22 protein-coding genes are annotated in these 24960 nt (G+C 60.1%); 9 read left to right on the forward strand and 13 right to left on the reverse strand.

The features are described 5' to 3' along the window. Position 1: 1 nt before the first annotated feature. On the reverse strand, positions 2–571 hold the full coding sequence (plsY, locus tag J3P95_RS02810; RefSeq protein ID WP_434578783.1) for a glycerol-3-phosphate 1-O-acyltransferase PlsY: 570 nt from the start codon (positions 569–571) through the stop codon (positions 2–4). A 74-nt stretch (positions 572–645) separates the two neighbouring features. Here plsY and folB point away from each other — a divergent pair, with 74 nt between their 5' ends. Together folB and folK are read left to right on the forward strand one after the other, a co-directional pair. Further along, positions 646–999 (forward strand): dihydroneopterin aldolase, encoded by a 354-nt coding sequence (gene folB, locus J3P95_RS02815; protein WP_434578781.1) that lies wholly within the window; start codon positions 646–648, stop codon positions 997–999. Beyond that, positions 990–1508, forward strand: coding sequence for a 2-amino-4-hydroxy-6-hydroxymethyldihydropteridine diphosphokinase (gene folK / locus J3P95_RS02820; protein ID WP_434578780.1), 519 nt, complete (start codon positions 990–992; stop codon positions 1506–1508). Before folB ends, folK begins: the two co-directional genes overlap by 10 nt. Before the next feature lie 41 nt (positions 1509–1549). On the opposite strand, the gene J3P95_RS02825 is transcribed toward folK, so the two are convergent. From J3P95_RS02825 to J3P95_RS02875, 11 genes are all read right to left on the reverse strand, one after another. Next, entirely contained in the window at positions 1550–2776 is a 1227-nt protein-coding gene (locus tag J3P95_RS02825) for a multifunctional CCA addition/repair protein (RefSeq protein ID WP_434578778.1), read from the reverse strand. Between the two features lie 65 nt (positions 2777–2841). Next, positions 2842–4407 carry a SpoVR family protein gene (locus J3P95_RS02830; RefSeq protein ID WP_434560568.1) on the reverse strand — a complete coding sequence of 522 codons (1566 nt, stop codon included), beginning with the start codon at positions 4405–4407 and terminating at the stop codon, positions 2842–2844. Then, on the reverse strand, positions 4404–5675 hold the full coding sequence (locus J3P95_RS02835; RefSeq protein WP_186614303.1) for a YeaH/YhbH family protein: 1272 nt from the start codon (positions 5673–5675) through the stop codon (positions 4404–4406). Before J3P95_RS02835 ends, J3P95_RS02830 begins: the two co-directional genes overlap by 4 nt. Positions 5676–5792: 117 nt before the next feature. Further along, complete coding sequence (locus tag J3P95_RS02840; RefSeq protein WP_434560570.1) at positions 5793–7715, reverse strand: PrkA family serine protein kinase; 1923 nt, start codon at positions 7713–7715, stop codon at positions 5793–5795. Positions 7716–8014: 299 nt separating this feature from the next. Continuing rightward, entirely contained in the window at positions 8015–8344 is a 330-nt protein-coding gene (gene glpE / locus J3P95_RS02845) for a thiosulfate sulfurtransferase GlpE (RefSeq protein ID WP_434578776.1), read from the reverse strand. Positions 8345–8376: 32 nt separating this feature from the next. Further along, positions 8377–9252 carry a symmetrical bis(5'-nucleosyl)-tetraphosphatase gene (locus tag J3P95_RS02850; RefSeq protein ID WP_434578775.1) on the reverse strand — a complete coding sequence of 292 codons (876 nt, stop codon included), beginning with the start codon at positions 9250–9252 and terminating at the stop codon, positions 8377–8379. After that, positions 9252–9632, reverse strand: coding sequence for a Co2+/Mg2+ efflux protein ApaG (apaG, locus tag J3P95_RS02855; RefSeq protein ID WP_434578774.1), 381 nt, complete (start codon positions 9630–9632; stop codon positions 9252–9254). The genes J3P95_RS02850 and apaG overlap by 1 nt, the downstream gene beginning before the upstream one ends. A 108-nt stretch (positions 9633–9740) precedes the next feature. After that, positions 9741–10559, reverse strand: coding sequence for a 16S rRNA (adenine(1518)-N(6)/adenine(1519)-N(6))-dimethyltransferase RsmA (gene rsmA, locus J3P95_RS02860; RefSeq protein ID WP_186614315.1), 819 nt, complete (start codon positions 10557–10559; stop codon positions 9741–9743). After that, entirely contained in the window at positions 10556–11545 is a 990-nt protein-coding gene (pdxA, locus tag J3P95_RS02865) for a 4-hydroxythreonine-4-phosphate dehydrogenase PdxA (RefSeq protein WP_434578772.1), read from the reverse strand. Before pdxA ends, rsmA begins: the two co-directional genes overlap by 4 nt. Then, a complete protein-coding gene (gene surA, locus J3P95_RS02870; protein ID WP_434578770.1) occupies positions 11542–12858 on the reverse strand; it encodes a peptidylprolyl isomerase SurA in 1317 nt (438 codons plus the stop codon). The genes pdxA and surA overlap by 4 nt, the downstream gene beginning before the upstream one ends. Further along, a complete protein-coding gene (locus J3P95_RS02875) occupies positions 12839–15637 on the reverse strand; it encodes an LPS-assembly protein LptD (RefSeq protein ID WP_434560582.1) in 2799 nt (932 codons plus the stop codon). Before J3P95_RS02875 ends, surA begins: the two co-directional genes overlap by 20 nt. Before the next feature lie 130 nt (positions 15638–15767). On the opposite strand from J3P95_RS02875, the gene J3P95_RS02880 reads away from it, so the two are divergent. From J3P95_RS02880 to J3P95_RS02890, 3 genes are read left to right on the forward strand one after another with little or no spacing between them, the layout of a single operon-like run. Next, positions 15768–16793: an aminoglycoside phosphotransferase family protein gene (locus J3P95_RS02880; protein ID WP_434560584.1), complete on the forward strand. Its 1026-nt coding sequence runs from the start codon at positions 15768–15770 to the stop codon at positions 16791–16793. Beyond that, on the forward strand, positions 16790–17461 hold the full coding sequence (gene murU / locus J3P95_RS02885; protein ID WP_434578767.1) for an N-acetylmuramate alpha-1-phosphate uridylyltransferase MurU: 672 nt from the start codon (positions 16790–16792) through the stop codon (positions 17459–17461). Before J3P95_RS02880 ends, murU begins: the two co-directional genes overlap by 4 nt. Before the next feature lies 1 nt (position 17462). Further along, positions 17463–18230 (forward strand): TerB family tellurite resistance protein, encoded by a 768-nt coding sequence (locus J3P95_RS02890; protein WP_434560588.1) that lies wholly within the window; start codon positions 17463–17465, stop codon positions 18228–18230. A 23-nt stretch (positions 18231–18253) separates the two neighbouring features. On the opposite strand, the gene J3P95_RS02895 is transcribed toward J3P95_RS02890, so the two are convergent. Further along, positions 18254–19249 carry an alpha/beta hydrolase family protein gene (locus tag J3P95_RS02895; RefSeq protein WP_434578765.1) on the reverse strand — a complete coding sequence of 332 codons (996 nt, stop codon included), beginning with the start codon at positions 19247–19249 and terminating at the stop codon, positions 18254–18256. A gap of 74 nt (positions 19250–19323) precedes the next feature. On the opposite strand from J3P95_RS02895, the gene J3P95_RS02900 reads away from it, so the two are divergent. The 4 genes from J3P95_RS02900 (at position 19324) to J3P95_RS02915 (ending at position 24894) form a co-directional block, all read left to right on the forward strand. Next, positions 19324–21720, forward strand: coding sequence for a PAS domain-containing sensor histidine kinase (locus J3P95_RS02900; protein WP_434560592.1), 2397 nt, complete (start codon positions 19324–19326; stop codon positions 21718–21720). Between the two features lie 69 nt (positions 21721–21789). Further along, positions 21790–22419, forward strand: coding sequence for a response regulator (locus tag J3P95_RS02905; protein WP_434560594.1), 630 nt, complete (start codon positions 21790–21792; stop codon positions 22417–22419). 257 nt (positions 22420–22676) lie between these two features. Further along, positions 22677–23801, forward strand: coding sequence for an ABC transporter ATP-binding protein (locus tag J3P95_RS02910; RefSeq protein ID WP_434578763.1), 1125 nt, complete (start codon positions 22677–22679; stop codon positions 23799–23801). Between the two features lie 49 nt (positions 23802–23850). Continuing rightward, entirely contained in the window at positions 23851–24894 is a 1044-nt protein-coding gene (locus tag J3P95_RS02915) for an ABC transporter substrate-binding protein (RefSeq protein WP_003206153.1), read from the forward strand. The last annotated feature ends 66 nt before the right edge of the window (positions 24895–24960 follow it).

Here is a 24960-nt window from a genome sequence, read left to right on the forward strand (position 1 = left end):
TTTAGAAATGCCGTTCGCGCCCGGCGAACAGGTCGCGTAGATTGCTCCGATGACGCCAGACGATCAACGCAACCAGCGCCGTCATTGGCAGCAAGGCCGCCGGTTCCTGCCACGCCAGTAGCGGCAGGGTCAACGGCGTTGCGATCAGCGCGGCCAGGGAGCTGGTGCGGGTCAGATAGAAAGTCAGCAGCCAAGTGAGAACGGCAAGCAGTGCGGCGGGGGGATACAGGCCCAGCAGCATGCCGGCAGCGGTGGCGACACCCTTGCCGCCGCGAAAGCGAAAGTACAGTGGAAACAAATGGCCAATGACCGCGCAGACGCCGATCCAGGCCTGCTGCTGCAACGAGAGTCCTGCAAGGCTGGCGACCAGTACCGGGAACAAGCCTTTGCAGAGATCGCCCAGCAGGGTCAGGACGGCAAGTTTACGTCCGGCCAGGCGCAGCATGTTGGTGGCGCCGGCATTGCCTGAGCCACTCATTCGCGGATCCGGACGACCGGTCAGGCGGCTGAGCAAAATGGCGAAGGACAGTGAGCCGAGCAGGTAGGCGAGGATCGCCAGTAACCAAAACATGCTAACCATTCCGGGCGAGGACGCCCTGATTCTAACGGGGCAATGCGCCCTTGTCGTGCTGCGGAGAAAAGTGCTTGGACAGAGTGTTTATCGAAGGCCTGGAAGTCGACACGGTTATCGGTGCCTACGACTGGGAGCGAGGCATCCGACAGTGTTTGCGGCTTGACCTGAGCTTCGCCTGGGACAACCGCCCGGCTGCCGCGGGCGACGACCTGACCCTGGCGCTCGACTATGCCAGCGTGTCCTCGCGTATCCAGGCATTTGCCGAGCAGGCGCAGTTCCAACTGGTCGAGACGTTTGCCGAACGACTGGCCCAGGCGCTCATGGAAGAGTTCCAGATCACCTGGCTGCGCCTGAAAGTGATCAAGCCAGGCGCCGTACCGGCGGCCAGCGGCGTTGGCGTGGAGATCGAGCGCGGATGTCGCTGACACAGGTTTTTCTCGGGCTCGGCAGCAATATCGAGCGTGAAACCCATTTGTGCGCGGGGCTTGAAGCGCTGGCCGGTTTTCTCGTGGATATGCGCTGTTCGGCCGTGTTCGAAAGTCAGCCAGTGGGTATCAAGAGCGGGCCGTTCTTCAATTTCGTCGTGTCGGCGTTCACCGACCTTCCGCTAATGGAGCTGGACCGTCGCCTCAAGTTCATCGAGGCCGACAATGGTCGTTACGCGCCGGATCGCAAGGGCTTGCCACTGGATATCGACGTGCTGCTGTATGGCGAGCAGGTCGGCAATTTCGATGGATTGATCCTGCCGCGCGCCGAAATTCTCAAGAACGCTTTTGTCTTGTGGCCTTTGTCATTGATCGCACCGAATCGGATTCATCCTGGCGTAGGTAAAAGCTTTGCCACCCTTTGGGATGAATCGCAGATTGACCAAGTGCTTGCGCCGGTGGCTTTCGAATGGCGAGGCCAACAGCTTACGCCAGGCCATCTGCTGTGAGGTGCCGTCCGTCATTGCGAGCGAGCTGACTCGAAAACCCGTCAGCTCACTGCTTCCTTGTAGACCTTCAACGCCCTCAGGCGCTCCCGCTTGATCGCCTCGCCCAACTGCGGCCCTTCGAAGCCTTTCTCCAGCAGTGGCTGCACTGCCACGCCTCGAGCCGCCGTTGCTGCACCTCGCAAATAATCCGCCTGTGGGTAACTTCGATCCTCCAAGCCCTTGCGCCCACGAGCATCCATCTCGCAGGCCGCGATGAATTCCTCGAAGCGCTGAGGCCGGCGGTACACATCAAAACTTTGCAGCAGCTCCAGCAGCGTAGACGCCTTCAGTTCGAGCGCGCGATGGCCATGGGTGTGATATTGGCCCACCAGCAATGCTAATTCCTGACAGTCGCGAGGCGCCTTGAAGCGCTCGTTGACGGATTTGATCAACTTCAGGCCCTTGTGCTCATGGGCAATGTGTCGTGGCCATTCATGCTCCGGGGTCAGGCCTTTGCCCAGGTCATGCAGCAGGCAAGCCCAGCGCACAGTCAACGGTTGTTGATGCAGGGCTGATTGTTCCAGCACGCTCAGCGTGTGAGCGCCGGTATCGATTTCCGGGTGGTGAGCTTCAGGTTGTGGCACGCCGAACAGCGCGTCGACCTCCGGCATCAAGATGCTCAGGGCGTTGCAGTCGCGCAAGACCTGAATGAACACTTGTGGTTGATTTTCCATCAGCGCGCGGGAAATTTCTTTCCAGCTGCGTTCCGCCGTCAACGCCTCCAGTTCGCCGGAATCACTGAGCTGGCGCATCAGTTCAAGCGTCTCGTCCGCCACCTTGAAACCCAGCGGGGCATAACGCGCAGCGAAGCGGGCAACGCGCAGCACTCGGAGGGGATCCTCTGCGAACGCGGGGGAAACGTGGCGCAGCAGGCGTGCTTCGAGGTCGCGTTGGCCGTGGTAGGGATCGGTGAGATTGCCCTGATCGTCTTCGGCCATCGCGTTGATCGTCAGGTCCCTGCGGATCAGGTCTTCTTCAAGCGTCACTTCAGGGCTGGCATGAAACACGAAGCCGCCGTAGCCCCTGCCGCTCTTGCGCTCCGTGCGGGCGAGGGCATATTCCTCGCCAGTCTCTGGATCGAGAAACACCGGGAAATCAGCCCCTACAGGGCGGAACCCCTTGGCAAGCATTTCCTCGGCGGTGGCGCCCACCACGACCCGGTCGATGTCGGTGACGGGAATGCCCAGCAGGCGATCGCGAACAGCGCCGCCGACTTTGTAGATCTGCATAAAAAACCTCCGTTGAGCCGACAGGATAAACCTTTACGTCGGCCGTTCGGAGGCGAAAGCGGAGTTCAGAGGTGAATAACGGCCAAGTCCAGGCGCCCATAGTCTCCTTCGGCTTGTTCGTTTCGCGGTGGTACATGGTGGGTTCTCATCACTTGATCGCCCTGCAAGGTTTCCAGATGAATGTCGAATCCCCAAAGACGATGCAGGTGCTTGAGTACTTCATCAGTCGATTCACCCAACGGTTTACGGTTGTGCTGTTGATGACGCAGCGTCAGGGACCGATCCCCGCGACGATCAATGCTATAGATCTGCACGTTGGGCTCGCGGTTGCCCAGGTTGTATTGCGCCGCCAAAGTCTCTCGGATGGTGCGATAACCGCCCTCATCGTGGATGGCGGGCACCAGCAGGTCGTCCTTCTGGTCATCGTCAAGGATGCTGAACAGCTTGAGGTCGCGGATTACCTTGGGTGAAAGATACTGCAGGATGAAACTCTCGTCCTTGAAGCTGCTCATGGCAAACTTGATGGTAGACAACCAATCCGAGCCGGCGATTTCCGGGAACCAGTGGCGATCCTCGTCGGTTGGGTTTTCGCACATGCGCCGGATATCGCGGTACATGGCAAAGCCCAACGCGTAAGGATTGATACCGCTGTAATACGGACTGTCGAAGCCTGGCTGGAACACCACGCTGGTATGGGACGTGAGGAACTCCATCATGAAGCCATCGGTGACCAGGCCCTCGTCATAGAGGTCGTTCATCAATGTGTAGTGCCAGAACGTCGCCCATCCCTCGTTCATGACCTGGGTTTGGCGTTGCGGATAGAAATACTGGGCGATCTTGCGCACGATGCGCACGATTTCCCGCTGCCAGGGTTCCAACAGCGGCGCGTGTTTTTCAATGAAATACAGGATGTTTTCCTGGGGCTCGGCCGGGAAGCGCGCGTTGTCTTTCTCGCTGTACTTGTCGGCGCCTTTGGGAATGGTCCGCCACAGATCATTGATCTGCTTTTGCAGATGCTCCTCACGGTCCTTCTGACGGCGGCGTTCTTCCTCAGCGGAAATCGGATATGGCCGCTTGTAGCGGTCCACCCCGTAATTCATCAGGGCATGGCAGGAATCCAACAGGTCTTCCACCGCATCGATCCCGTGGCGCTCTTCGCATTGCATGATGTACTGCTTGGCGAACACCAGGTAATCGATGATCGAGCTGGCATCGGTCCAGGTGCGGAACAGGTAGTTGCCCTTGAAGAAGCTATTGTGGCCATAGCACGCGTGAGCCACTACCAGCGCTTGCATGCAGATGGTGTTTTCCTCCATCAGGTACGCGATGCACGGGTCGGAATTGATCACGATTTCATAGGCCAGCCCCATCTGGCCGCGACTGTAGGATTTCTCCGTACTGAGAAAATGCTTGCCGTAGGACCAGTGGTGGTAACCCAGCGGCATCCCGACGGATGCATAGGCGTCCATCATTTGCTCGGCGGTGATCACTTCGATCTGGTTTGGGTAGGTGTCCAATGCATAGCGGTCCGCGATACGGCTGATTTCGCGGTCGTAGGCCTGGATCAGCTCGAATGTCCACTCGGAGCCGGTGGAAATAGGCTGGCGCTTCTGCTCTTTTTTGGCGGTCATGTCACTAACCTGCGCTGGAAGAGTTCACGGAAGACCGGGTAGATATCCCCGGCCGAGACCAGCTGCTGCTGGGCAAACGTATCGGAAAAGGCTTCGGCGATGCGTTCGTATTCGTACCACAGCGCCTGATGTTCGCGTGGGGTAATTTCCACGTAGGTGTAGTACTGGACGAACGGCATGATCTGGTTGATGAGAATGTCCCGGCAGATGGGCGAGTCATCGTTCCAGTTGTCACCGTCGGACGCCTGCGCCGCGTAGATGTTCCATTCGTTGGCCGGGTAGCGTTCAGCCATGATTTCCTGCATCAGCTTCAAGGCGCTGGAAACGATGGTGCCGCCGGTTTCCCTGGAATAGAAGAACTCTTCTTCGTCGACCTCCCGGGCGCTGGTGTGATGGCGGATGAACACCACGTCGATCTTGTCGTAGTTTCTTTTCAGGAACAGGTACAACAAGATGAAGAACCGCTTGGCGATGTCCTTGGTGGCCTGGGTCATGGAGCCGGACACGTCCATCAGGCAGAACATTACCGCCTTGGAGCTGGGATTCGGTTGCTTTACCAGCAGGTTGTATTTAAGGTCGAAGGTGTCGAGGAACGGTACGCGATGGATGCGGGCGCTGAGTTTCTCGATTTCCGCTTCCAGGTTTTGAATGTCGCCGAAATTGTCGGGTTCTTCTCTTTTAAGGCGGGCCAGTTCCTCCTTGGCCTCGCGCAGTTTTGCCCGGCTGCTGCCCGACAGCGCGATGCGTCGGGCATGGGCCGAGCGAAGGGTGCGGATTATATTGATACGCGATGGATTGCCTTCGTTGCTGATACCGGCACGCACCGTCTTGAAGGTGTCGGTGCCAGTCAGGTTGCGCTTGACCAGGTTAGGCAGCTCCAGGTCCTCGAACATGAACTCAAGGAATTCCTCCTGGGTGATCTGGAACACGAACTCGTCCATGCCTTCGCCAGAGTTGCCGGCCTTGCCAGGCCCCTTGCCACCGCCTCCACCTGGTGGCCGGGGGATGTGCTCGCCGCTGGTGAATTCCTTGTTTCCAGGATGCACGACAGTCTGTTTGCCACCGCGACCATGGTGAAGCACCGGCTCGTCGATGTCGCGGCCGGGGATGCTGATCTGTTCGCCGTGTTCCATGTCCGTAATGGAGCGCCGGCTGACCGCCTCTTCGACGGCTTTCTTGATGTGGTCACGGTAGCGCCGCAGAAAACGCTGGCGGTTTACCGTGCTCTTGTTCTTGCCATTCAGGCGTCGGTCGATCACATAGCTCATGGGGACCCTCCGGGCAGCTGCAAGTTGTGAGCTGCAAGCTGCAAGTAGAAGCAGTTACCCAGCTCCGGGGTTCACGCGCTTTCTTCTTGCAGCTTGTTGCTTGCGGCTTGTAGCTGGCTATTGTGATTTACGGACCCGCAGGTACCACTCGGAGAGCAGCCGTACCTGTTTGTCGGTGTAGCCACGTTCGACCATGCGTGTGACGAAGTCGTTGTGTTTTTGCTGGTCCTCCTTGCTGGCCTTGGCGTTGAAGCTGATGACAGGCAGCAGGTCTTCGGTGTTGGAGAACATTTTCTTCTCGATGACCACCCGCAGCTTCTCGTAGCTGAGCCACGTCGGGTTCTTGCCGTTGTTGTTGGCCCGGGCACGCAGCACGAAGTTGACGATCTCGTTGCGGAAATCCTTCGGATTGCTGATGCCGGCCGGTTTCTCGATTTTTTCCAGCTCTTCGTTGAGTGCTACGCGATTGAGGATTTCGCCGGTTTCCGGGTCCCGATATTCCTGGTCCTGGATCCAGAAATCCGCGTACAGCACATAACGATCGAAAATGTTCTGACCGTACTCGCTGTAGGACTCCAGGTAGGCCGTCTGGATTTCCTTGCCGATGAACTCGATGTAGCGGGGCGCCAGGTATTCCTTGAGGAAGCGCAGGTAGCGTTCGCGGGTTTCCGCCTGGAACTGTTCCTGCTCGATCTGCTGTTCGAGCACGTACAACAGGTGGACCGGGTTGGCGGCGATTTCATGGGGATCGAAGTTGAAGACCTTGGACAGGATCTTGAACGCAAAACGCGTCGACAGACCATTCATCCCTTCATCCACGCCGGCGTTGTCGCGGTACTCCTGAATCGACTTGGCCTTTGGATCGGTGTCCTTGAGATTTTCGCCGTCGTACACGCGCATTTTTGAATAAATGTTGGAGTTTTCCGGCTCCTTGAGACGCGACAATACGGTGAACTGGGCAAGCATTTTCAGCGTGTCGGGCGCGCAATGGGCCTTGGACAGCGAGCTGTTGAACAGCAGCTTGTCGTAGATTTTTACCTCATCCGATACTCGCAGGCAGTACGGCACCTTGACGATGTAGATCCGGTCGATGAAGGCTTCGTTGTTCTTGTTGTTGCGGAAAGTGTGCCATTCCGATTCGTTGGAGTGAGCCAGCAATATGCCGGTGAACGGAATAGCCCCCAGGCCCTCGGTACTGTTGTAGTTGCCTTCCTGGGTGGCGGTTAGCAGTGGGTGCAGCACCTTGATGGGCGCCTTGAACATTTCGACGAATTCCATCAGGCCTTGGTTGGCCCTGCACAGTGCGCCGGAATAGCTATAGGCGTCGGCGTCGTTCTGCGGGAATTCCTCCAGCTTGCGAATATCGACTTTACCCACCAAGGCCGATATGTCCTGGTTGTTTTCATCCCCGGGTTCGGTCTTGGCCACCGCGATCTGATTGAGGATCGATGGATAGAGCTTGACCACGCGGAACTGGCTGATGTCACCGCCGAATTCGGCCAAGCGCTTGGTGGCCCATGGCGACATGATGGTATTGAGGTAACGACGAGGAATGCCGAAGTCCTCTTCGAGAATCTCGCCGTCTTCGGTGGCATTGAACAGCCCCAGCGGGGATTCGAAGACTGGCGAGCCCTTGATGGCGTAGAAGGGCACCTTCTCGATCAGTTGCTTGAGTTTTTCGGCCAGGGACGATTTACCACCGCCCACGGGGCCGAGCAGATAAAGGATTTGTTTCTTCTCTTCCAGGCCTTGGGCGGCATGGCGGAAATAGGACACGATCTGTTCGATGCATTCTTCCATCCCATGGAAGTCCGCAAAGGCCGGATAGCGGCGGATCACTTTGTTGGAAAAAATCCGCGAGAGCCTCGAGTTGGTCGAGGTGTCCAGCAGTTCCGGTTCTCCGATCGCCAGCAACAAACGCTCCGCGGCCGATGCGTAGGCACTGCGGTCCTGCTTGCAGAGTTCGAGGTATTCCTGCAGCGAGTACTCCTCCTGCCGCGTGGACTCGAAACGTTGCTGGAAGTGGCTAAAAATACTCATGACGTCACCTCGCTCGATACGTGGAGCCGGTGTCGGATCAATCAGTCGATGCTGGACAGCCGCTGGGAGCCCAGTTGCCGTTTACCCCCCAGAATGCTTTCAAGAATGCACACTCCTGAAAGCTGACTCCCGATGACCCGCGCGCCGGTGTACCGGCTCTCCCCTGTTTTGGATGGCCTGAGGCTAAGGATAGTTCGGAATCGGAGAGGTAAAGGTTGAATACGTAATTAGTTGTGGCAGACCGTTCGTCTGCCATCACCCAAGCCCGCGGTTCTCGTGGGCTTGGGTGTCATAAAAAATTATTCGTGAGTGCCTTGCGCTGTTTCGTCAGGATAAGTCGCGCGCCACAGTTCAAAACCGCCGTCCAGGCTGTAGACATCGCTGAAGCCCTGGCTGACCAGGTAACCCGCTGCGCTCTGGCTGGAGTTGCCGTGGTAGCAAACCACAACGGTAGGCGCATCGAGATCGGCGGCACGGATGAAATCGGCCAGCGAATGGTTGTCCAGATGCTTGGAGCCGCTGATATGCAAAGCCGCAAAGGTGGCTGGGTCGCGCACATCGACGACGACGGCACCCTGTTCACGCAGGGCCTGGGCTTGTTCGGGAGAGATGCGTTTGAATTCGGTCATACGGGACTCCTGTGGCCTTAGTGCAAAGCCGATCAAATGGCAGTGCCGGCCGGCAATAATGCAGTGAACGGTTGTTGAGGTTTGGCGTGGCCGTCGTCGGCGCAATCGCAGCGCAGCAACTCGCCGGTGTCGACATTCATCAGCGTCATCGCGCTGCCCCAGACGCAGCCCGTATCGAGGGCGAAGACGCCAGGCTCGTCGCTTTGACCCTCAAGCGCAGCCCAATGCCCAAAGATGATCTTCAGGTTCCGGGTCTTGCGTTCCTTGTGCTTGAACCAAGGGGCGTAGCCGGGCGGGGCGGTTTCGATGCCTTCCTTGCCCTTGAGATCAAGCTTGCCGTCGCGGGTGCAGAAGCGCATGCGGGTGAAATAATTGGTGATGACACGAAGGCGCGCCGCGCCGGTGAGATCATTGTCCCACTTGACTGGCTCATTGCCGTACATGCCATCCAGGTAGGGGCCGAACAGGTTGTCGTCACGCAACGCCTGCTCAACCTCGCTGGCGCATTTCAATGCCTTGCGCAGTGACCACTGGGGCGGGATGCCGGCATGGACCAGCGCCAGATTGCGCGCCTCGTCGTAGTGCATGAGGTTTTGCTGGCGCAACCATTCGAGTAGCTCGATGCAGTCCGGGGCATCGAGAATTTCGCTCAATGTGTCGGACTTTTTCAAGCGCTCGATATTCCGCCAGGCGGCCAGCAGGTGCAGGTCATGATTGCCCAGCACGCACACCAGCGACTGACGGATACCATAGAGGAAACGAAGGGTTTCGAGCGACTGCGGGCCCCGATTGACCAAGTCGCCCACCAGCCAGAGCGTGTCTTTTTGCGGATCGAACGCGACCCGTTCGAGCAAGCACTTGAGCGGGTCGAGGCAGCCTTGCAGGTCACCGACCGCATACGTCGCCATCAGTGCAACGCTCCAGGCACCGCCAGGCGAAAGGGCTTGATGATGGCGTCGAAGTGTTTACCGTCTTCGGCCAGCATCTGGTAGGTGCCCTGCATGGTACCGACCTGGGTGGTCATCACGGTGCCGCTGCTGTAGCTGTGGCTCTGACCCGCGTCGATCAACGGTTGCTGGCCGACCACGCCTTCACCGCGTACTTCTTCGACATGACCGTCGCCATTGGTAATGACCCAATGCCGCGACAGCAACCTGGCCGGTAACGAGCCGTCGTTGCGCACGGTGATGGTGTAGGCGAAGGCGAAACGGTTGTGCTCGGGTTGCGACTGTTCTGCCAGAAAGCGGGTGGCGACGCTGACGTCGACCTTATAACGAGGATCGGACATGCAAAAGGGCCTTGGAAGCGGGACGCGGGCGTAACTGAAGAGGTCAGTCTAGGCCAAGTATCGGGTAGTAGACCAGACCGGCGTACTGCCCGATAGCGTCATGGCTTGTCAGCTGGCATCGGCCTTGGGCGCTACCTGTTCGCTGAGCGTGTCGGCCAAGCGTACGAACGCCGCCAGGTCCAATTGCTCGGGGCGCAAGCTGCCGTCGACGCCGGAGGCTTCGATCTCGGTGCTGCTGAGCAACAGCTTCAAGGTGTTGCGCAAGGTTTTGCGACGCTGATTGAAGGCTTCGCGCACAACGCGCTCCAGCAGGCGATGGTCCTTGGCTGGGTGCGGCAGGACCGCATGGGGCACCAGGCGGACGATGGCGGAGTCGACTTTCGGCGGCGGGTTGAACGCGCCAGGCCCCACGTTGAACAGGTGATCGACCCGGCAATGGTACTGGACCATGATCGACAAGCGACCCCAGTCGCCTCCGCCAGGACCGGCGGCGAGTCGCTCGACCACTTCTTTCTGCAGCATGAAGTGCATGTCTCGGATCAGGCCGGCATTGTTCAGCAGGTGGAAAATCAGCGGCGTGGAAATGTTGTACGGCAGGTTGCCGACGACTCGAAGGCTGCCCGGCGCTGCATTCAGGCTGTTGAAGTCGAACTTCAGCGCGTCGCCCTGATGCAGGTTGAAATTGCTCTTGCCGGCGAACTGCTGGTTAAGGATCGGGACCAGGTCCTTGTCCAGCTCCACCACGTCCAGTTGCGCGCCGCTGTCGAGCAGACCTTCGGTCAACGCGCCCTGGCCCGGCCCGATCTCGAGCAATCGGTCATCGGGCTTGGCATTGATGGAGCGCAGGATGCGATCGATCACGCCTGCGTCATGCAGGAAGTTCTGGCCGAAGCGCTTGCGCGCGCGGTGTTGGTATTGCTCGGTCATAAATGGGTCTCGGCCATCTGGTAGGCGGTTTCCAGCGCGACTTGCAGGCTGCCGGTGTCGATCTTGCCGCTGCCGGCCAGGTCCAAGGCAGTGCCGTGATCCACTGACGTGCGGATGATCGGCAGGCCCAGGGTCACGTTGACCGCCGCGCCGAAGCCTTTGTACTTCAGCACGGGCAGGCCCTGGTCGTGGTACATCGCCAGCACTGCGTCGCAGTGCTCCAGGTATTTGGGAGTAAATAGAGTGTCGGCAGGCAGCGGGCCACGCAGGTCCATGCCCTCGCTGCGCAAGCGCTCCAATGTAGGTTCGATGATGTCGATTTCTTCACGGCCCAGGTGTCCGCTTTCGCCAGCGTGGGGGTTGAGTCCGCACACCAGGATACGAGGCCGGGCGATGCCGAATTTTTCCTGGAGGTCGGTGTGCAGGATGCGCGTGACCCGTTCCAGGCGTTCCGGGGTGATGGCATCGGCGATGTCCCGCAAGGGCAGGTGAGTGGTCACCAGGGCCACGCGCAGTCCACGGGTAGCGAGCATCATCACCACTTGCTCGGTGTGGGTCAGGTCTGCCAGGAATTCGGTGTGTCCGGAAAAGGCAATTCCGGATTCGTTGATCACGCCCTTGTGCACGGGGGCGGTGATCATGCCTGCGAACGCCCCCTCCAGGCAGCCTTGGCCGGCGCGGGTCAGGGTTAGCAGGACGAATGCGGCGTTGGCCTTGTCCAAGTGCCCGGTGACGACGGGGGCACCCAAGGGCGTATCCCAGACATACATACTGCCAGCAGGCGCCGGGGCATCCGGCCAGGCGTCTGGCGCCACCGATAGCAGGTTTATGGCCACGCCCAGCTGCGCGGCCCGCTCAAGGAGCAGGTCGCGGCTGGTGATGGCGATCAGGGGGTGCGGCTGGGCTTGCGAGGCGAGCAGCAGGCACAGGTCGGGACCAATGCCGGCAGGCTCGCCGGGTGTCAGCGCGAAACGCTTGGGTTTCACTGCGCTGCCTGGTCTGCACCAGGGAGTTTGATTTCGACGTAGGCTTCGTCGCGAATCTGACGGAGCCAGGTTTGCAGCTCTTCGTCGTACTTGCGGTTACGCAATACCGTCATCGCCTGTTGCTCGCGCGCCTGGGTGGTGCTGTCGGTGGCGCGGCGGCCAAGGACTTCCAGTACGTGCCAGCCATAAGGACTCTTGAATGGCTTGGACAACTGGCCTTGCGGTGTTTCGGCCATGACCTGGCGGAACTCGGGAACCAGCGCGTTTGGGTCGACCCAGTTCAGATCGCCGCCGTTCAGGGCTGATCCGGGATCTTCCGAGAAGCTCTTCGCCAGTTCCGCGAAGTCTTCGCCCGAGGTGATGCGCTCGTACAGCTTCTCGGCCAGACGCTGGGTCTCGGCTTCGCTGCGGATTTCGCTTGGTTTGATCAGGATATGGCGAACATGCACTTCGTCACGCACCTGGGTACCGCCACCGCGTTTTTCCAACAGTTTCAGAATGATGAAGCCGCCGGGGGTGCGGGCCGGCTGGGTAATGTCGCCCACAGCCATGGTGCTGAGCTCGCGGTCGAACGGAGGTGGCAACTGGGCAGCCTTGCGCCAGCCCATGTCGCCGCCTTCCAAGGCGTTTTCACTGGCCGAGCGGGCTACCGCCATCTGGCCAAAGTCAGCGCCTTGCTTGAGCTGCTGGTAAACGTCCATTGCCTGACGGTAAGCACTCTGAATGGCTTCGGAGTTGGCACTTTCCGGCGTAGGAATCAGGATATTCGCCAGGTGCAGTTCTTCAGACAGCTGCATCTTGCCGAGGTCGGAAGCCAGGAAGTTCTTCACTTCCTGCTCGGATACCTGGATGCGTTCTGCCACGCGGCGCTGACGTACCCGGCTGATGATCATCTCGCGACGGATCTGGTCGCGGGCATCTTCAAAGGACAAGCCGTCGCGGGCCAGGGCGGCGCGGAACTGGTCGATGGTCATATTGTTGCGCTGGGCAATGGTGCCAACGGCCTGGTTCAGTTCTTCATCGGTGATGCGGATGCCGGAACGTTCGCCGATCTGCAGTTGCAGGTTTTCGACGATCAGGCGCTCGAGCACCTGCTGGTCCAGCACGCCCGGTGGTGGCAGTCCACCGCCACGCTTGGCGATGGTTTGCTGCACTTCATGGACCCGCTGGTCCAGTTGGCTCTGCATGACCACGTCGTTGTCGACGATGGCCATTACCTTGTCGATGGACTGTATCGCGGCGTTCGCCGCGGTACCCAGGAACAGCGCGCCCAGCATCAGCGGGCGCAGACAATCAGAAAGCTTGATCTTCACGTTCACGATAACCTTGGATGCCTTTGTCGAGGAAGGTCTCTACCTTGGCGCCGGTCAGGCCGCCGAGTCCCTTCAGAACAATTTGGAGGAAGACGCCGCGGTCACCTTTTTCGTTTTCCGGGGCGGCTTGACTGAACTCTTCATAGTCGACCCAGTAACGTTGGATCAGGCGCAGTTTCCAGCAGCAGTTGTCGTATTCGAAACCACCAAAGGCTTCCAGGGTACGGTTGCGGTTGTAGTCATACTGCCAGCGGCTGATTGCGCTCCACTGCGGCACGATCGGCCAGATGACCGAGAAATCGTGCTGCTTGATCTTGTAGTAGTCCTTCACGTAGCCAGGCTGGCCGGGGGTGCCGTAGTCGCCGCCACCCACTTGCCATTGGCCGGTGGTTTGGTCGTAACGAATCTGGTCGTTGCGATAGCGATAACCGGCGTTGATAACCTTGTTCGGGTTGTCTTCCGGCTGGTAGTGGAACATCGCGCTGCCCGAGCGAGGGCTGTGGGTGTCCGGGTCCCAGTTGTACTCGGCCGTGGTGCGCCAGTCGCGGTTCCAACGATATTCGTATTCCAGCGCATAGGGCGAAACGTCGGAATGTGCATCGTCCCGAGTTCGGGCATCGATACCTGGCAACTGGACCTCACGATCCTTGAAGTACAGGGCCTGGCCAACACTGATGCGTTGACGCTCGAAGCCGTTTTCTTCGATCCAGCGGTTGGTGACGCCCAAGGACAGCTTGTTCTCGTCGCCGACACGGTCGGAGCCGGTGAAGCGGTTATCCCGGAATAGCGAGGAGTAGTTGAAAGTCGATTCACTGGTGTCAAATACTGGAATATCGCTCTGGTCCTTCTCTGGTACATACAGATAGAACAGGCGGGGTTCCAGTGTCTGACGGTAGTTTTTGCCGAACCACTGGGTATCACGATCGAAATACAGACCGCTGTCGATGCTGGCGATTGGAACGCCACGGTTCTGGCTGCTGCTATAGGTGCCGTTCAGGCGGTCGCCCTCTGGGCCTTGTGTGGCAATATCAGCTTTGCCCTGGCTATCAAGGTCCAGATCGTACTGAGTGTACTGGTACTTGAGCGATGGCTTGATGAAGCCATAACTTGCGTTCATTGGGAGGCTGACCACAGGCGCCAGATTCATCCGGTCGCCGGTGGCACGGGCCAAGCCGAAGACGTTGGTGTCAAGGAATCGCTCGGCGTTGTCGTTTTCGTCAATGTAGTTGCCGGTCCGCAGATCACGATCAAACCGCACGAACTCAGTGCTATAGGCAAAGTCCAAGCCCCCCGGGTGTTGCGGCAGCGCACCGTTGAAAGTGATCTGCGGCAAACGGTCGTAAGGCGTGATGTTCGAAATCGTGGCCATCTGATAGGCCTGAACGTTCAAGCGTGCGGTGTACGTGTCACCGCGATAGCTGACCGCACCTTGCTGATTCACATGGTCCCGTGACTCGACGCCAATCTGATCGGTCTGCAGATCCTGGAAATAATACGGATCGCTGATCTTGGTGTAGTCGACTTCCGTCAGCACGCGCGAATCCAGGCCGCCCTTGTGCTGCCAGTTGTACATATAGCGGGTCTTGTCGTAATCGGTCTGCCCGCTACGGTCATCATTTTCATCGTTGAGGTACGCGGCGCCGAACTGACCTTCGCTGGTCGGGGTCAGGTAACGGAACTCGCCTTCCATCAACAGGCCGCGCTTGCTCATGTAGCGCGGGTACAACGTGGCGTCGTAGTTAGGTGCCAGGTTGAAGTAGTACGGAGTGACCAGCAGGAAGCCGGTATCGCTGCCGCTGCCGATGGTCGGCGGCAGGAAGCCGGACTGGCGGCGGTCGTCGATCGGGAAGTAGATGTAAGGCGTGTACAGGACCGGAATGTCCTTGACGCGCAGTGTCACGTTGGTCGCGGTACCGAAGCCTGTGGCCGGGTTCAAGGTGATGTTGTTGCCCTTGAGCGTCCACGCGTTGCTGCCCGGTTCGCACGTGGTGTACGTACCGTCCTTGAGACGAATGATCGCGTTTTCGGCGCGCTTGGCGTACAGCGCATTACCGCGGATGCGCGATTTGTGCATCACGTATTCGGCGTTGTCGACCTTGGCTTCACCGGTGTCCAGCTGCACATCGGCGTGGTCGCCGACAATCAGCGCACCGTTGTCGCGGACTCGCACGTTGCCGCTCAGCTCGCCGCGGTTCTCGGCCTGGTACAGGCTGGCCTCGTCGGCCTCGACCTGCATGCTGCCCTGGCGCATGACGACGTCACCGGCCAGGGTTGCCACCTGCTGTTCCTGCTCGTAGCGCGAAGCCTTGGCGCCCAGGAACGTCGGGGCGTCGCTTTTGGCCGTCTTGTCGTTCATGCCAGGACGCGTCGGTTCGATATACGCGCCGGCGCAGTAAGGGCCGGTTTCAGCCAGTTGCGCAGGCGTGAGGTTTTCGCGCGGAACCCAGTCCAGGTGACTGTAGTCTGCACTGCGCGACTTCAGGCCTCGGCCCTTGGCTTCGGTGACGAGCATCGGCTTTTCGCCGGCTTCTTCACCGGGACCGCTCTCGGCCGGGGCGCTGTGACTGTCGGCGACCGCGCTGCCTTCATGCACGGGGCGCGGCGGCAATGCGGCGGCCGGAGTCTTGGGTGAACAGTCCCAGGCACCCGAAGCGGAGACGGAGCAGTCATACTGCTGCGCCGCGACGACGAATGAAGAGGCCAGGGGTTGCAGGGCCAGCAGACTGCCGGTGACCAGCAACGGAAATTTTTTACGAAACGCGGGGGATTTCAATGCCATCTTATTAGTCCGGGCTTCCTGCGTGCCATCTGCCCGCGGTGTGGGCCGCACGCCTCTCGATGGTCTGAAAAAGATGCTGGATAATAAAGCATGACCCGCTTGACGGCTAGCGCCGTCGGAGACCCTTGCAATGCCCGACCAAGATGTACGCCTGCAACACCTGAAAGTTTGGCTCGATGAGCAACTGCCGACCCTTTTCAATCAACAGGGTTGGGGTGCCGTACCCCCGGCCACATTGACCGCGGCCAGCAGCGACGCGAGTTTTCGGCGATATTTTCGCTGGGAAGGCGAGGGGCGCAGTTTGATCGTCATGGACGCGCCACCGCCCCAGGAAAACTGCAAACCCTTCGTGGACGTCGCTTTTTTGCTGGCAAAATCCGGCATCAACGTGCCAAAAATTTATGCCGAGGACCTCGAGCGCGGTTTTCTTTTGCTCAATGACTTGGGCAACCAGACCTATCTGGATGTAATCAACGGCGCAAATGCCGACGATTTATTCCGCGATGCCCTGCAAGCCTTGCTGGCTTTTCAGCAACTGCCGAAGGTAGCCCCGTTGCCCAGCTATGACGTCGCGTTGCTGCGTCGCGAGCTGGAACTGTTTCCTGAGTGGTACGTCAAGCGCGAGCTCGGCATCGAGTTCGATGGAGCACAGCAACAGCTTTGGCAACAGGCCAGTGATCTACTGATCGACAGCGCCCTGGCACAGCCCAAAGTGCTGGTGCACCGCGACTACATGCCGCGCAACCTGATGCTCAGTGAACCGAATCCTGGCGTGCTGGATTTTCAGGATGCGGTCTATGGCCCGGTAACCTACGACGTGACCTGTCTGTTCAAGGACGCCTTCCTCAGTTGGCCCGAAGAACGTGTGCGCGGCTGGCTGGAGGATTACTGGCAGCAGGCCGGCGCCCTCGGCATTCCCGTCCAGCCGGATCTCGAGGATTTCTTTCGAGCCAGCGACTTGATGGGGGTGCAGCGCCATCTGAAGGTTATCGGGATCTTCGCGCGTATCTGTCATCGTGATGGCAAGCCGCGTTACCTGGGTGATGTGCCGCGCTTCCTTGCTTATATAGGAGCGGTCATCGCTCGTCGCCCGGAACTGGCGCCGCTCGATGAGCTGCTTTGCAGCCTGCGGCAATCGCCTGGAGCGACCGCATGAAGGCGATGATCCTGGCGGCGGGCAAGGGCGAGCGCATGCGCCCCTTGACGCTTACCACGCCCAAGCCGTTGATCCGCGTCGCCGGCATCCCCTTGATTGAATATCACCTGCGGTCGCTGGCCGCCGCCGGGTTCAGCGAGATCGTGATCAATCACGCCTGGCTCGGCCAGCAGATCGAAGACCATCTTGGGGAGGGTTCGCGGTTTGGCCTGCGCATAACGTATTCCCCGGAAGGCGAGCCGTTGGAAACCGGTGGCGGAATTTTCCGTGCGCTTGGGCTGCTGGGCGATGAAGCGTTCCTGGTGGTCAATGGCGACATATGGACCGATTTCGATTTCAACGCCTTGCGCCGGCCGCTCGACGGCTTGGCTCACCTGGTGTTGGTGGACAATCCTGCGCATCACCCCGGGGGCGATTTCGCCCTGGCCGATGGAACGGTTCATGAAGGGGCGTCCACTGCCGACAAACTGACCTATAGCGGCATCGCTGTCTTGCATCCACGGTTGTTCGATGGTTGCGTGGACGGCGCGTTCAAGCTGGCGCCGTTGCTGCGCAACGCCATCGCGCAAGGGCAGGTCAGCGGCGAGCGCCTGGAAGGGCATTGGATAGATGTCGGAACCCATGAACGTTTGACGCAGGTTGAAACATTGATAGAAGCGAGCCGTTGATATGTGGTGGCCAGGGACTCTGATCGGAGCGGGAGCGGGCTATGCCATAGCCAGCATCCCGGGGGCCATGCTCGGCGCGTTGTTGGGTCAGGCGCTGGACCGGCGCTTGGACCTGCACAGCTGGGCGCAACTGCGTGAACGCCTGGGCGGGCGCCCGGCGTTACGCAACGATGAATTGTTGTTTGTATTGTTGGGGCGCCTGGCGAAGAGCGACGGACGGGTCGTCGATGGGCACATCCAGCAGGCTCGCCAGGAGATGCGCGCGCTCGATCTGAGCGAGCCGGCGCAACGTCGCGCCATTGCGGCGTTCAACCGAGGCAAGTCGGAGAATGATCGTTTGCGCGGTTATCTGCGTCGCCTCGCCACTCAGCCCCACGCGGCGGAAGGCGTACTAAGGGCTTGCTGGCGGATGGTCTGGGCCGATGGCCGCGCAGGCGTCAGTGAGCGCGAGTTGCTTGCCCGGTGGGGCAAGTGGCTGGGCTGGACGCCGCAGCAGGTCCAGGCGCTGGCCATGGATTACGAACCGCAGAGATTGTCTCAGCCCAGCAGCGGCGTGACCTATCAGCAAGCGCTGCGGTTGCTCGGGGTTTGCGCCACCAGCGAACCCTCGCAAATCAAGCGGGCTTACCGTCGCCTGCTCAGTCGCCATCACCCGGACAAGATCGCTGGCAGCGGGGCGACGCCCTTGCAGGTGCGTGAAGCGACCGACAGGACCAGGGAACTGCACAACGCCTATCGGTTGATTCGCGAACGGCGGGATTTCCGTTAGCCTCTGCGGCGAAGAACCAGCCCTTATTCCCCTGGACTTTGCGGATTCAACCAACCCCGAACCCGGCGAAACAGCTGCTCCTGCTCCGCCGACGGGTTCGGCAAGGCCTTGAGGGAGACCTGGCTGAAGTTTGCCCCCTTCAACCGCTTGCTTGCCTGCAAACGTTCCAGCGCCGCGTTGCGGTCCAGCGGCTTGTCCATATAGAAGAGATCGGCGGTCGCCAACTTCAGGGTTGGCGTCAGTTCAGCCAGGCCGGGTTTGGCGGCAACGGGTGTCTGGGCCGCAACCATCACGAAGCGTTCGATTTGCGCCGGCTGCTTTTCGCTAAGGTAGCGGGCTGCCCAATAGGCCCCGGTACCGTGGCCCAGCAGCACAATACGGCGCGAGCTCTGTAGTTCGGCGTAGGCCAATGCCGCATCAATGCGCGCGAAAATACGCTCGGCGTCGGCGTTGGCGGGTTCTTCACCGGTTTCGGCGACGGCCGGATCTACCGCATCGGCTTCGCCTCCTGCAACTTGCTCGATTGGCGCTGCGGTGGTGGCGTCCGGCGCGGCGGCAACCACATCGGCTGGCTTGGTCTGCGGCGAAGCTTCTACCGTGCGGGGGGCGATGACGTCGCTTTGCAGGTCCGGCAGCGTGATAGCCAGGCTGCTCCACTCGGCGTCGGGCAGTTTTTTGCGCAACGGGCCGATTGCCTGAGGCCAGTCTGCGGTTTCGCCGGCGCCTGGAATAATGATGACGGCGCCCTTGGGGTCGCTGGTGTTGGCCGGTTTCCACAGGGCGAGAAAAGAATCGCTGCCGGTTTGTAGCTGCTGCTGTTCCTGCGGCGGGACTTTTCGTGCAAGCGCCAGCGCTTCTTCCTGGCTACGCTCGAGCAAGGGCTGGCGTTCGACCGGTTTCGCCTCGGTGGATTGTTCCGCCGCGACGGGCGCTGGTTCGCCAGCCTGTACAGAAAATGCACTCGGCAGGATCAACGACAGGCACAATGCTGGCAATGCCAGGCGATAAACAGAGGGCATCGGATATTCCATGACCAGAAGTATTTCCGGCAGCCTAATGGGTTGGTCAGTATTTGTCAGTGCATGAGACTTCGATGATGCGTTTTTGCTGCCTGTGGGTTATCGGCTGTTTATGGCTTCCCTTGATGGCGTGGGCTGCCCCCGCGCCGCAGACCCACGGCGTGCAATTGAGTGCTGAGCAGCGCCAGTGGTTGACGCAGCATCCACAGCTGCGGGTCGGCCTGGTGTTGCAGGCGCCCTACGCGCAATACGACCGGCGCCTGCAGCGTCTATCCGGTACCCATGTCGAATTGATGCAGTGGTTGGGCAAGGCCCTGAATATTGAACTGACCTGGCGCAATTTTCAGGACGTGACGCAACTGGAAGCTGCGGTGCGCGACGGCGAAGTGGATATCGCCCCAGGCCTGACCCAGACCCCGGTCGGGCTCAGGCTTTGGCAGTTCTCCGACCCTTATATGCGCGTGCCGCAATTGATCGTCGGTGCGCAGAAAGGCGCCGAGGGCGTGGAGCTGGAAAAGCTTGATCCGCAGGCCCGCGTTGCCGTGCGCATGCCCAGTGCCACGGCGGACTACCTGCGCAGCAACTTCCCAATGCTCAACCTCCAGGGCGTGCCGATGGAGCGGGAGGCCTTGCAATTGCTGCTGACCCAGCAGACTCGATATGCAGTGGTCGATGAGGCACAGCTCGGGCGGCTGATGGTCGAGCCCGAATTCGCCGAACTGGTGGTAGTGGGCGACATCGGCGTGCCGCAGTTGCTCCGTGTTGCCACGCGTCGAGACTGGCCGGAGCTGGCCGGGATTATCGACGCTACCCTGCAGGCCATTCCGGCCAAGGACTTGGAGCAACTGCACAGCCGTTGGCTGAAGCCAAAATACCCGCGCCTGACCGAGACCCCGGGCTTTTGGCAGAACCTGACCCTGTTGCTGCTGGCCCTGCTATTGAGTAGCGTGGCCATTGTGTTCTGGCAGCGCCGCCAGCAACGTGGCCTGGAGCGGCGCCTGCGTGCCGCGCGGGAGGACATCGTCCAGCGAACCGCCAGTGAAGAGGCCTTGCGCCTGACACAATTTTCCATCGACCAAAGCACCGTGGGCATTCTCTGGGTCAACTGGGACAGCCACGTGCGCTACGCCAATCGCGCTGCCGAAACCATGCTGGGTTATGCACCGGGCGCGATCATCGACCGGCCGTTGATCGACTTCGAGCCGGGGCTGCACATGGATCGCTGGCTGAACCTGTGGAAGCGCGCTCGGGCCAGCGAAGACGGGCCGCAGAGTTTCGAGACCGAGTGCATGCGTGCCGATGGCAGTATCCTGCCGGCCGACGTTTCCCTGAGTTTCCTGCGTTTTCGCGACGCCGAGTACCTGGTGGTCTACCTCAATGACGTGACCGAGCGCCGTCGTGCACTGGCGGCGCTGCGCGAAAGCGAGGCGCGGTTGCAGGGCATTGCCGCCAACGTCCCAGGCCTGGTCTTTCGCCTGGAGCGAGCGCCGGTTACCGGCCAGATCGACTTTGCCTACATCAGTGAAGGTAGCGAAAGCCTGGTGGGTTATTCCCCCGCCACCCTGGCCCGCAGCGACACCGGGTTGCGCAGCCTGGTGCACCCGCAGGACAAGGCCAATTATCACCGCACCCAGGACCTGGCGCTGGACAGTGACAGTGACTGGTCGTGGCAAGGTCGTATCCTGACCCGTGAAGGCCAGGAACGCTGGGCCGAGATCAAGGCGATCACGCGTCGCCTGGAAGATGGCGCCTACGTCTGGGACGGCATCGTCTGGGACATCACTGAAAGCAAGCGTATCGAACTGGAGCTGGCCAGTTCCCGGGAACAATTGCGCGAGTTGTCGGCACACCTGGAAAGCGTTCGGGAAGAGGAAAAGGCCCGCATAGCGCGCGAAGTCCATGACGAGCTGGGACAGATGCTGACGGTGCTGAAACTGGAAACCTCCATGTGCGAGCTGGCCTACGCCCAACTGGATCCTGGCCTGCAGGAACGGCTCAACAGCATGAAGCGCTTGATCGCCCAGTTGTTCCAACTGGTACGGGACGTGGCGACAGCGTTGCGCCCGCCGATTCTGGACGCCGGTATCGCCTCGGCCATCGAATGGCAGGCTCGGCGTTTCGAGGCGCGCACGCAGATTCCGTGCCTGGTGCAGGTGCCGGACAATTTGCCGCCCCTGAGCGACGCCAAGGCCATCGGCCTGTTCCGGATCCTCCAGGAGGCGCTGACCAATGTCATGCGCCATGCCCAGGCGCATACCGTGGAGCTGACGCTGGAGCAGCAAGGCGACCAGTTGTGCCTGACGGTAAGCGATGACGGTGTAGGATTTATTGCCTGCGCAGACCGGCCGACGTCCTTTGGCCTGGTCGGCATGCGCGAGCGCGTGTTGATCATGGGCGGACAGTTGTCACTGGAAAGCGAGCCGGGGGAGGGGACGACCTTGTCAGTGCGGGTGCCATCGCATGGGGCCTGATGGGCTTGCCGAGCGTAAAGTAGCCATTGCGAACCCGTTCGCGACGAAATCCTGAAACTGGAGAACTCTGTGATCCGTGTACTGGTAGCCGAAGACCACACCATCGTCCGTGAGGGCATCAAGCAGCTGATCGGCCTGGCCAAGGATCTGGTTGTCGTCGGGGAGGCCAGCAATGGCGAGCAATTGCTTGAGACCCTGCGACACGTGCCCTGCGAAGTGGTGCTGCTGGATATTTCGATGCCCGGCGTCAACGGCCTGGAGGCGATTCCTCGGATTCGTGCATTGAATAATCCGCCCGCGATCCTGGTGTTGTCGATGCATGACGAGGCGCAAATGGCTGCTCGCGCGCTTAAGGTCGGCGCCGCGGGCTACGCGACCAAGGACAGCGATCCGGCTTTGTTGCTGATGGCGATTCGCAAGGTCGCGGCCGGCGGTCGATATATCGATCCGGACCTGGCCGACCGTATGGTCTTCGAAGTGGGCCTGACTGACTCGCGGCCGTTGCACTCGCTGTTGTCGGAGCGCGAATTCTCGGTCTTCGAACGCTTGGCCCAAGGCGCCAACGTCAACGAAATTGCCCAGCAACTGGCCCTCAGCAGCAAGACCATCAGTACCCATAAGGCGCGGCTGATGCAAAAGCTCAACATCACTTCATTGGCCGAGTTGGTGAAATACGCGATGGAGCACAAGCTGCTTTAACGCCGACGCAGGTCCCAGAGGAAGGTGTGCCGGCATATCCATTTACGACACGCCCCGACAGCGCTTTTGCCCCTGCTTGCGGCTTGCCGCTTGAAACTCGCCACTGCATTTATCCAATCCCGCCATCCGTGTAGGGCAATCCCTACCCCTACGCTTCCATCCGGCTGAGGCGATTCTCTCCTACGGCCCGATTTGCGTGGAGGCCCGGCTCCACTAGGCTTGACTCACAAGCAGTCATCAATACAAAAGGTGCGGGTATGAGCCAGGTTGATTCAAGCGCGGGGGCCAGTGATGTGCTGGTCAGCTTTCGTGGTGTGCAGAAGAGCTACGATGGCGAGAACCTGATCGTCAAAGACCTCAACCTGGATATTCGCAAAGGTGAATTCCTCACCTTGCTCGGGCCATCCGGCTCCGGCAAGACCACCAGCCTGATGATGCTCGCCGGGTTCGAGACCCCGACCGCCGGGGAAATCCTGTTGGCAGGGCGCTCCATCAACAACGTGCCGCCGCACAAGCGCGACATCGGCATGGTGTTCCAGAACTACGCTTTGTTCCCGCACATGACGGTCTCCGAAAACCTGGCGTTCCCGCTGACCGTGCGCGGCTTGAACAAGAGCGACGTTGGTGATCGCGTAAAGCGCGTCCTGAGCATGGTCCAACTGGACTCCTTCGCCCAGCGTTATCCCGCGCAGTTGTCCGGCGGCCAGCAACAGCGTGTGGCCTTGGCCCGGGCGCTGGTGTTCGAACCGCAGCTGGTGCTGATGGACGAACCCCTTGGTGCGTTGGATAAACAATTGCGCGAACACATGCAAATGGAGATCAAGCACCTGCACCAGCGCCTTGGCGTGACCGTGGTCTACGTGACCCACGACCAGGGCGAAGCCTTGACCATGTCCGACCGCGTCGCGGTGTTCCACCAGGGCGAAATCCAGCAGATCGCTCCGCCACGCACCTTGTATGAAGAGCCGAAGAACACCTTCGTCGCCAATTTCATCGGTGAAAACAACCGCCTCAACGGGCGCCTGCACAGTCAAACCGGCGATCGTTGCCTGGTGGAGCTGGGGCGGGGCGAGAAGGTCGAGGCCTTGGCGGTCAATGTCGGCAAGCCCGGCGAGCCGGTCACCCTGTCGATCCGTCCGGAACGGATCAGCCTGAACAGCGCAAGCGAACAATGCGTCAACCGCTTCTCAGGGAGGGTGGCGGAATTCATCTATCTGGGCGACCACGTCCGGGTTCGACTGGAGGTCTGCGGCAAGCAGGACTTTTTCGTGAAACAACCGATTGCCGAGCTCGATCCCGGGCTCGCCGTCGGGGACGTGGTTCCGCTTGGCTGGCAGGTCGAGCACGTCCGCGCGCTCGATCCCCTTCTAGAGGCGAATTGATCGCCCCCTGCTGTACCAACACCAACCCTGCACGTGGAGAGAACAATAAATGTTGAGATCCCTGAAGTTCACAGCCCTGACACTGGGCATGATGGGTGCGGCAAGCGCGATGGCGGCGGGCCCGGACCTGACCGTGGTGTCTTTCGGCGGGGCGAACAAGGCGGCTCAGGTCAAAGCCTTCTACGCACCGTGGGAAGCGGCCGGTAATGGCAAGATCGTGGCGGGCGAGTACAACGGCGAAATGGCCAAGGTCAAGGCCATGGTCGATACCAAGAGCGTCTCCTGGGACTTGGTTGAAGTCGAATCGCCGGAATTGTCCCGTGGTTGCGACGAAGACATGTTCGAGCAACTCGATCCAGCCCTGTTCGGCAAGGCCGAAGACTACGTCAAAGGCGCGATCCAGCCTTGCGGCGTCGGTTTCTTCGTGTGGTCGACTGTGTTGGCCTATAACGCCGACAAACTGAAAACCGCGCCAACCAGTTGGGCGGATTTCTGGGACACCAAGCAATTCCCAGGCAAGCGCGGCCTGCGCAAGGGCGCCAAATACACCCTCGAATTCGCCCTGATGGCCGACGGCGTGGCGCCGAAAGATGTCTACAAAGTGCTGGCCGGCAAGGATGGCCAGGACCGCGCTTTCAAGAAACTCGACGAACTCAAGCCGAACATTCAGTGGTGGGAAGCGGGCGCCCAGCCGCCGCAATACCTCGCTTCCGGTGACGTGGTCATGAGCTCGGCCTACAACGGCCGTATCGCTGCGGTACAAAAAGAAAGCAATCTGAAAGTGGTGTGGAACGGCGGCATCTACGACTTCGACGCCTGGGCCATCCCGCGTGGCCTGGACAAGACGCGCGCCGAAGCGGCGAAAAAATTCATCGCCTTCTCGGTGGCGCCGCAGCAGCAGAAGACCTACTCGGAAAACATCGCCTACGGCCCGGCCAACACCCAGGCAGTTCCACTGCTGGCCAAGGATGTCTTGAAAGACATGCCGACCACCCCGGAAAACATCGCCAACCAGGTGCAGATCGACGTCAGCTTCTGGGCTGACAACGGCGAGCAACTGGAGCAGCGCTTCAATTCCTGGGCAGCGAAGTAACCGCTGACAGAGATCGTTCCCACGCGGAGCGTGGGAACGATCGGCTCAAAGGCCAGCGTTTTAAAA

The sequence above is a fragment of the Pseudomonas sp. Z5-35 genome, assembly GCF_051131945.1.
Lineage (GTDB): Bacteria > Pseudomonadota > Gammaproteobacteria > Pseudomonadales > Pseudomonadaceae > Aquipseudomonas > Aquipseudomonas marvdashtae.

Bases quoted from the DNA above. Each gene is read 5' to 3' on its own strand.
- J3P95_RS02880 (WP_434560584.1), top strand. From the start codon at position 15,768: ATGCCCGACCAAGATGTACGCCTGCAACACCTGAAAGTTTGGCTCGAT.
- J3P95_RS02895 (WP_434578765.1), bottom strand. From the start codon at position 19,249: ATGCCCTCTGTTTATCGCCTGGCATTGCCAGCATTGTGCCTGTCGTTG.
- J3P95_RS02840 (WP_434560570.1), bottom strand. From the start codon at position 7,715: ATGAGTATTTTTAGCCACTTCCAGCAACGTTTCGAGTCCACGCGGCAG.
- J3P95_RS02825 (WP_434578778.1), bottom strand. From the start codon at position 2,776: ATGCAGATCTACAAAGTCGGCGGCGCTGTTCGCGATCGCCTGCTGGGC.
- J3P95_RS02875 (WP_434560582.1), bottom strand. From the start codon at position 15,637: ATGGCATTGAAATCCCCCGCGTTTCGTAAAAAATTTCCGTTGCTGGTC.
- rsmA (WP_186614315.1), bottom strand. From the start codon at position 10,559: ATGACCGAGCAATACCAACACCGCGCGCGCAAGCGCTTCGGCCAGAAC.
- J3P95_RS02915 (WP_003206153.1), top strand. From the start codon at position 23,851: ATGTTGAGATCCCTGAAGTTCACAGCCCTGACACTGGGCATGATGGGT.
- plsY (WP_434578783.1), bottom strand. From the start codon at position 571: ATGTTTTGGTTACTGGCGATCCTCGCCTACCTGCTCGGCTCACTGTCC.
- J3P95_RS02910 (WP_434578763.1), top strand. From the start codon at position 22,677: ATGAGCCAGGTTGATTCAAGCGCGGGGGCCAGTGATGTGCTGGTCAGC.
- glpE (WP_434578776.1), bottom strand. From the start codon at position 8,344: ATGACCGAATTCAAACGCATCTCTCCCGAACAAGCCCAGGCCCTGCGT.
- J3P95_RS02830 (WP_434560568.1), bottom strand. From the start codon at position 4,407: ATGACCGCCAAAAAAGAGCAGAAGCGCCAGCCTATTTCCACCGGCTCC.
- J3P95_RS02835 (WP_186614303.1), bottom strand. From the start codon at position 5,675: ATGAGCTATGTGATCGACCGACGCCTGAATGGCAAGAACAAGAGCACG.
- J3P95_RS02890 (WP_434560588.1), top strand. From the start codon at position 17,463: ATGTGGTGGCCAGGGACTCTGATCGGAGCGGGAGCGGGCTATGCCATA.
- folK (WP_434578780.1), top strand. From the start codon at position 990: ATGTCGCTGACACAGGTTTTTCTCGGGCTCGGCAGCAATATCGAGCGT.
- J3P95_RS02900 (WP_434560592.1), top strand. From the start codon at position 19,324: ATGATGCGTTTTTGCTGCCTGTGGGTTATCGGCTGTTTATGGCTTCCC.
- J3P95_RS02850 (WP_434578775.1), bottom strand. From the start codon at position 9,252: ATGGCGACGTATGCGGTCGGTGACCTGCAAGGCTGCCTCGACCCGCTC.
- apaG (WP_434578774.1), bottom strand. From the start codon at position 9,632: ATGTCCGATCCTCGTTATAAGGTCGACGTCAGCGTCGCCACCCGCTTT.
- murU (WP_434578767.1), top strand. From the start codon at position 16,790: ATGAAGGCGATGATCCTGGCGGCGGGCAAGGGCGAGCGCATGCGCCCC.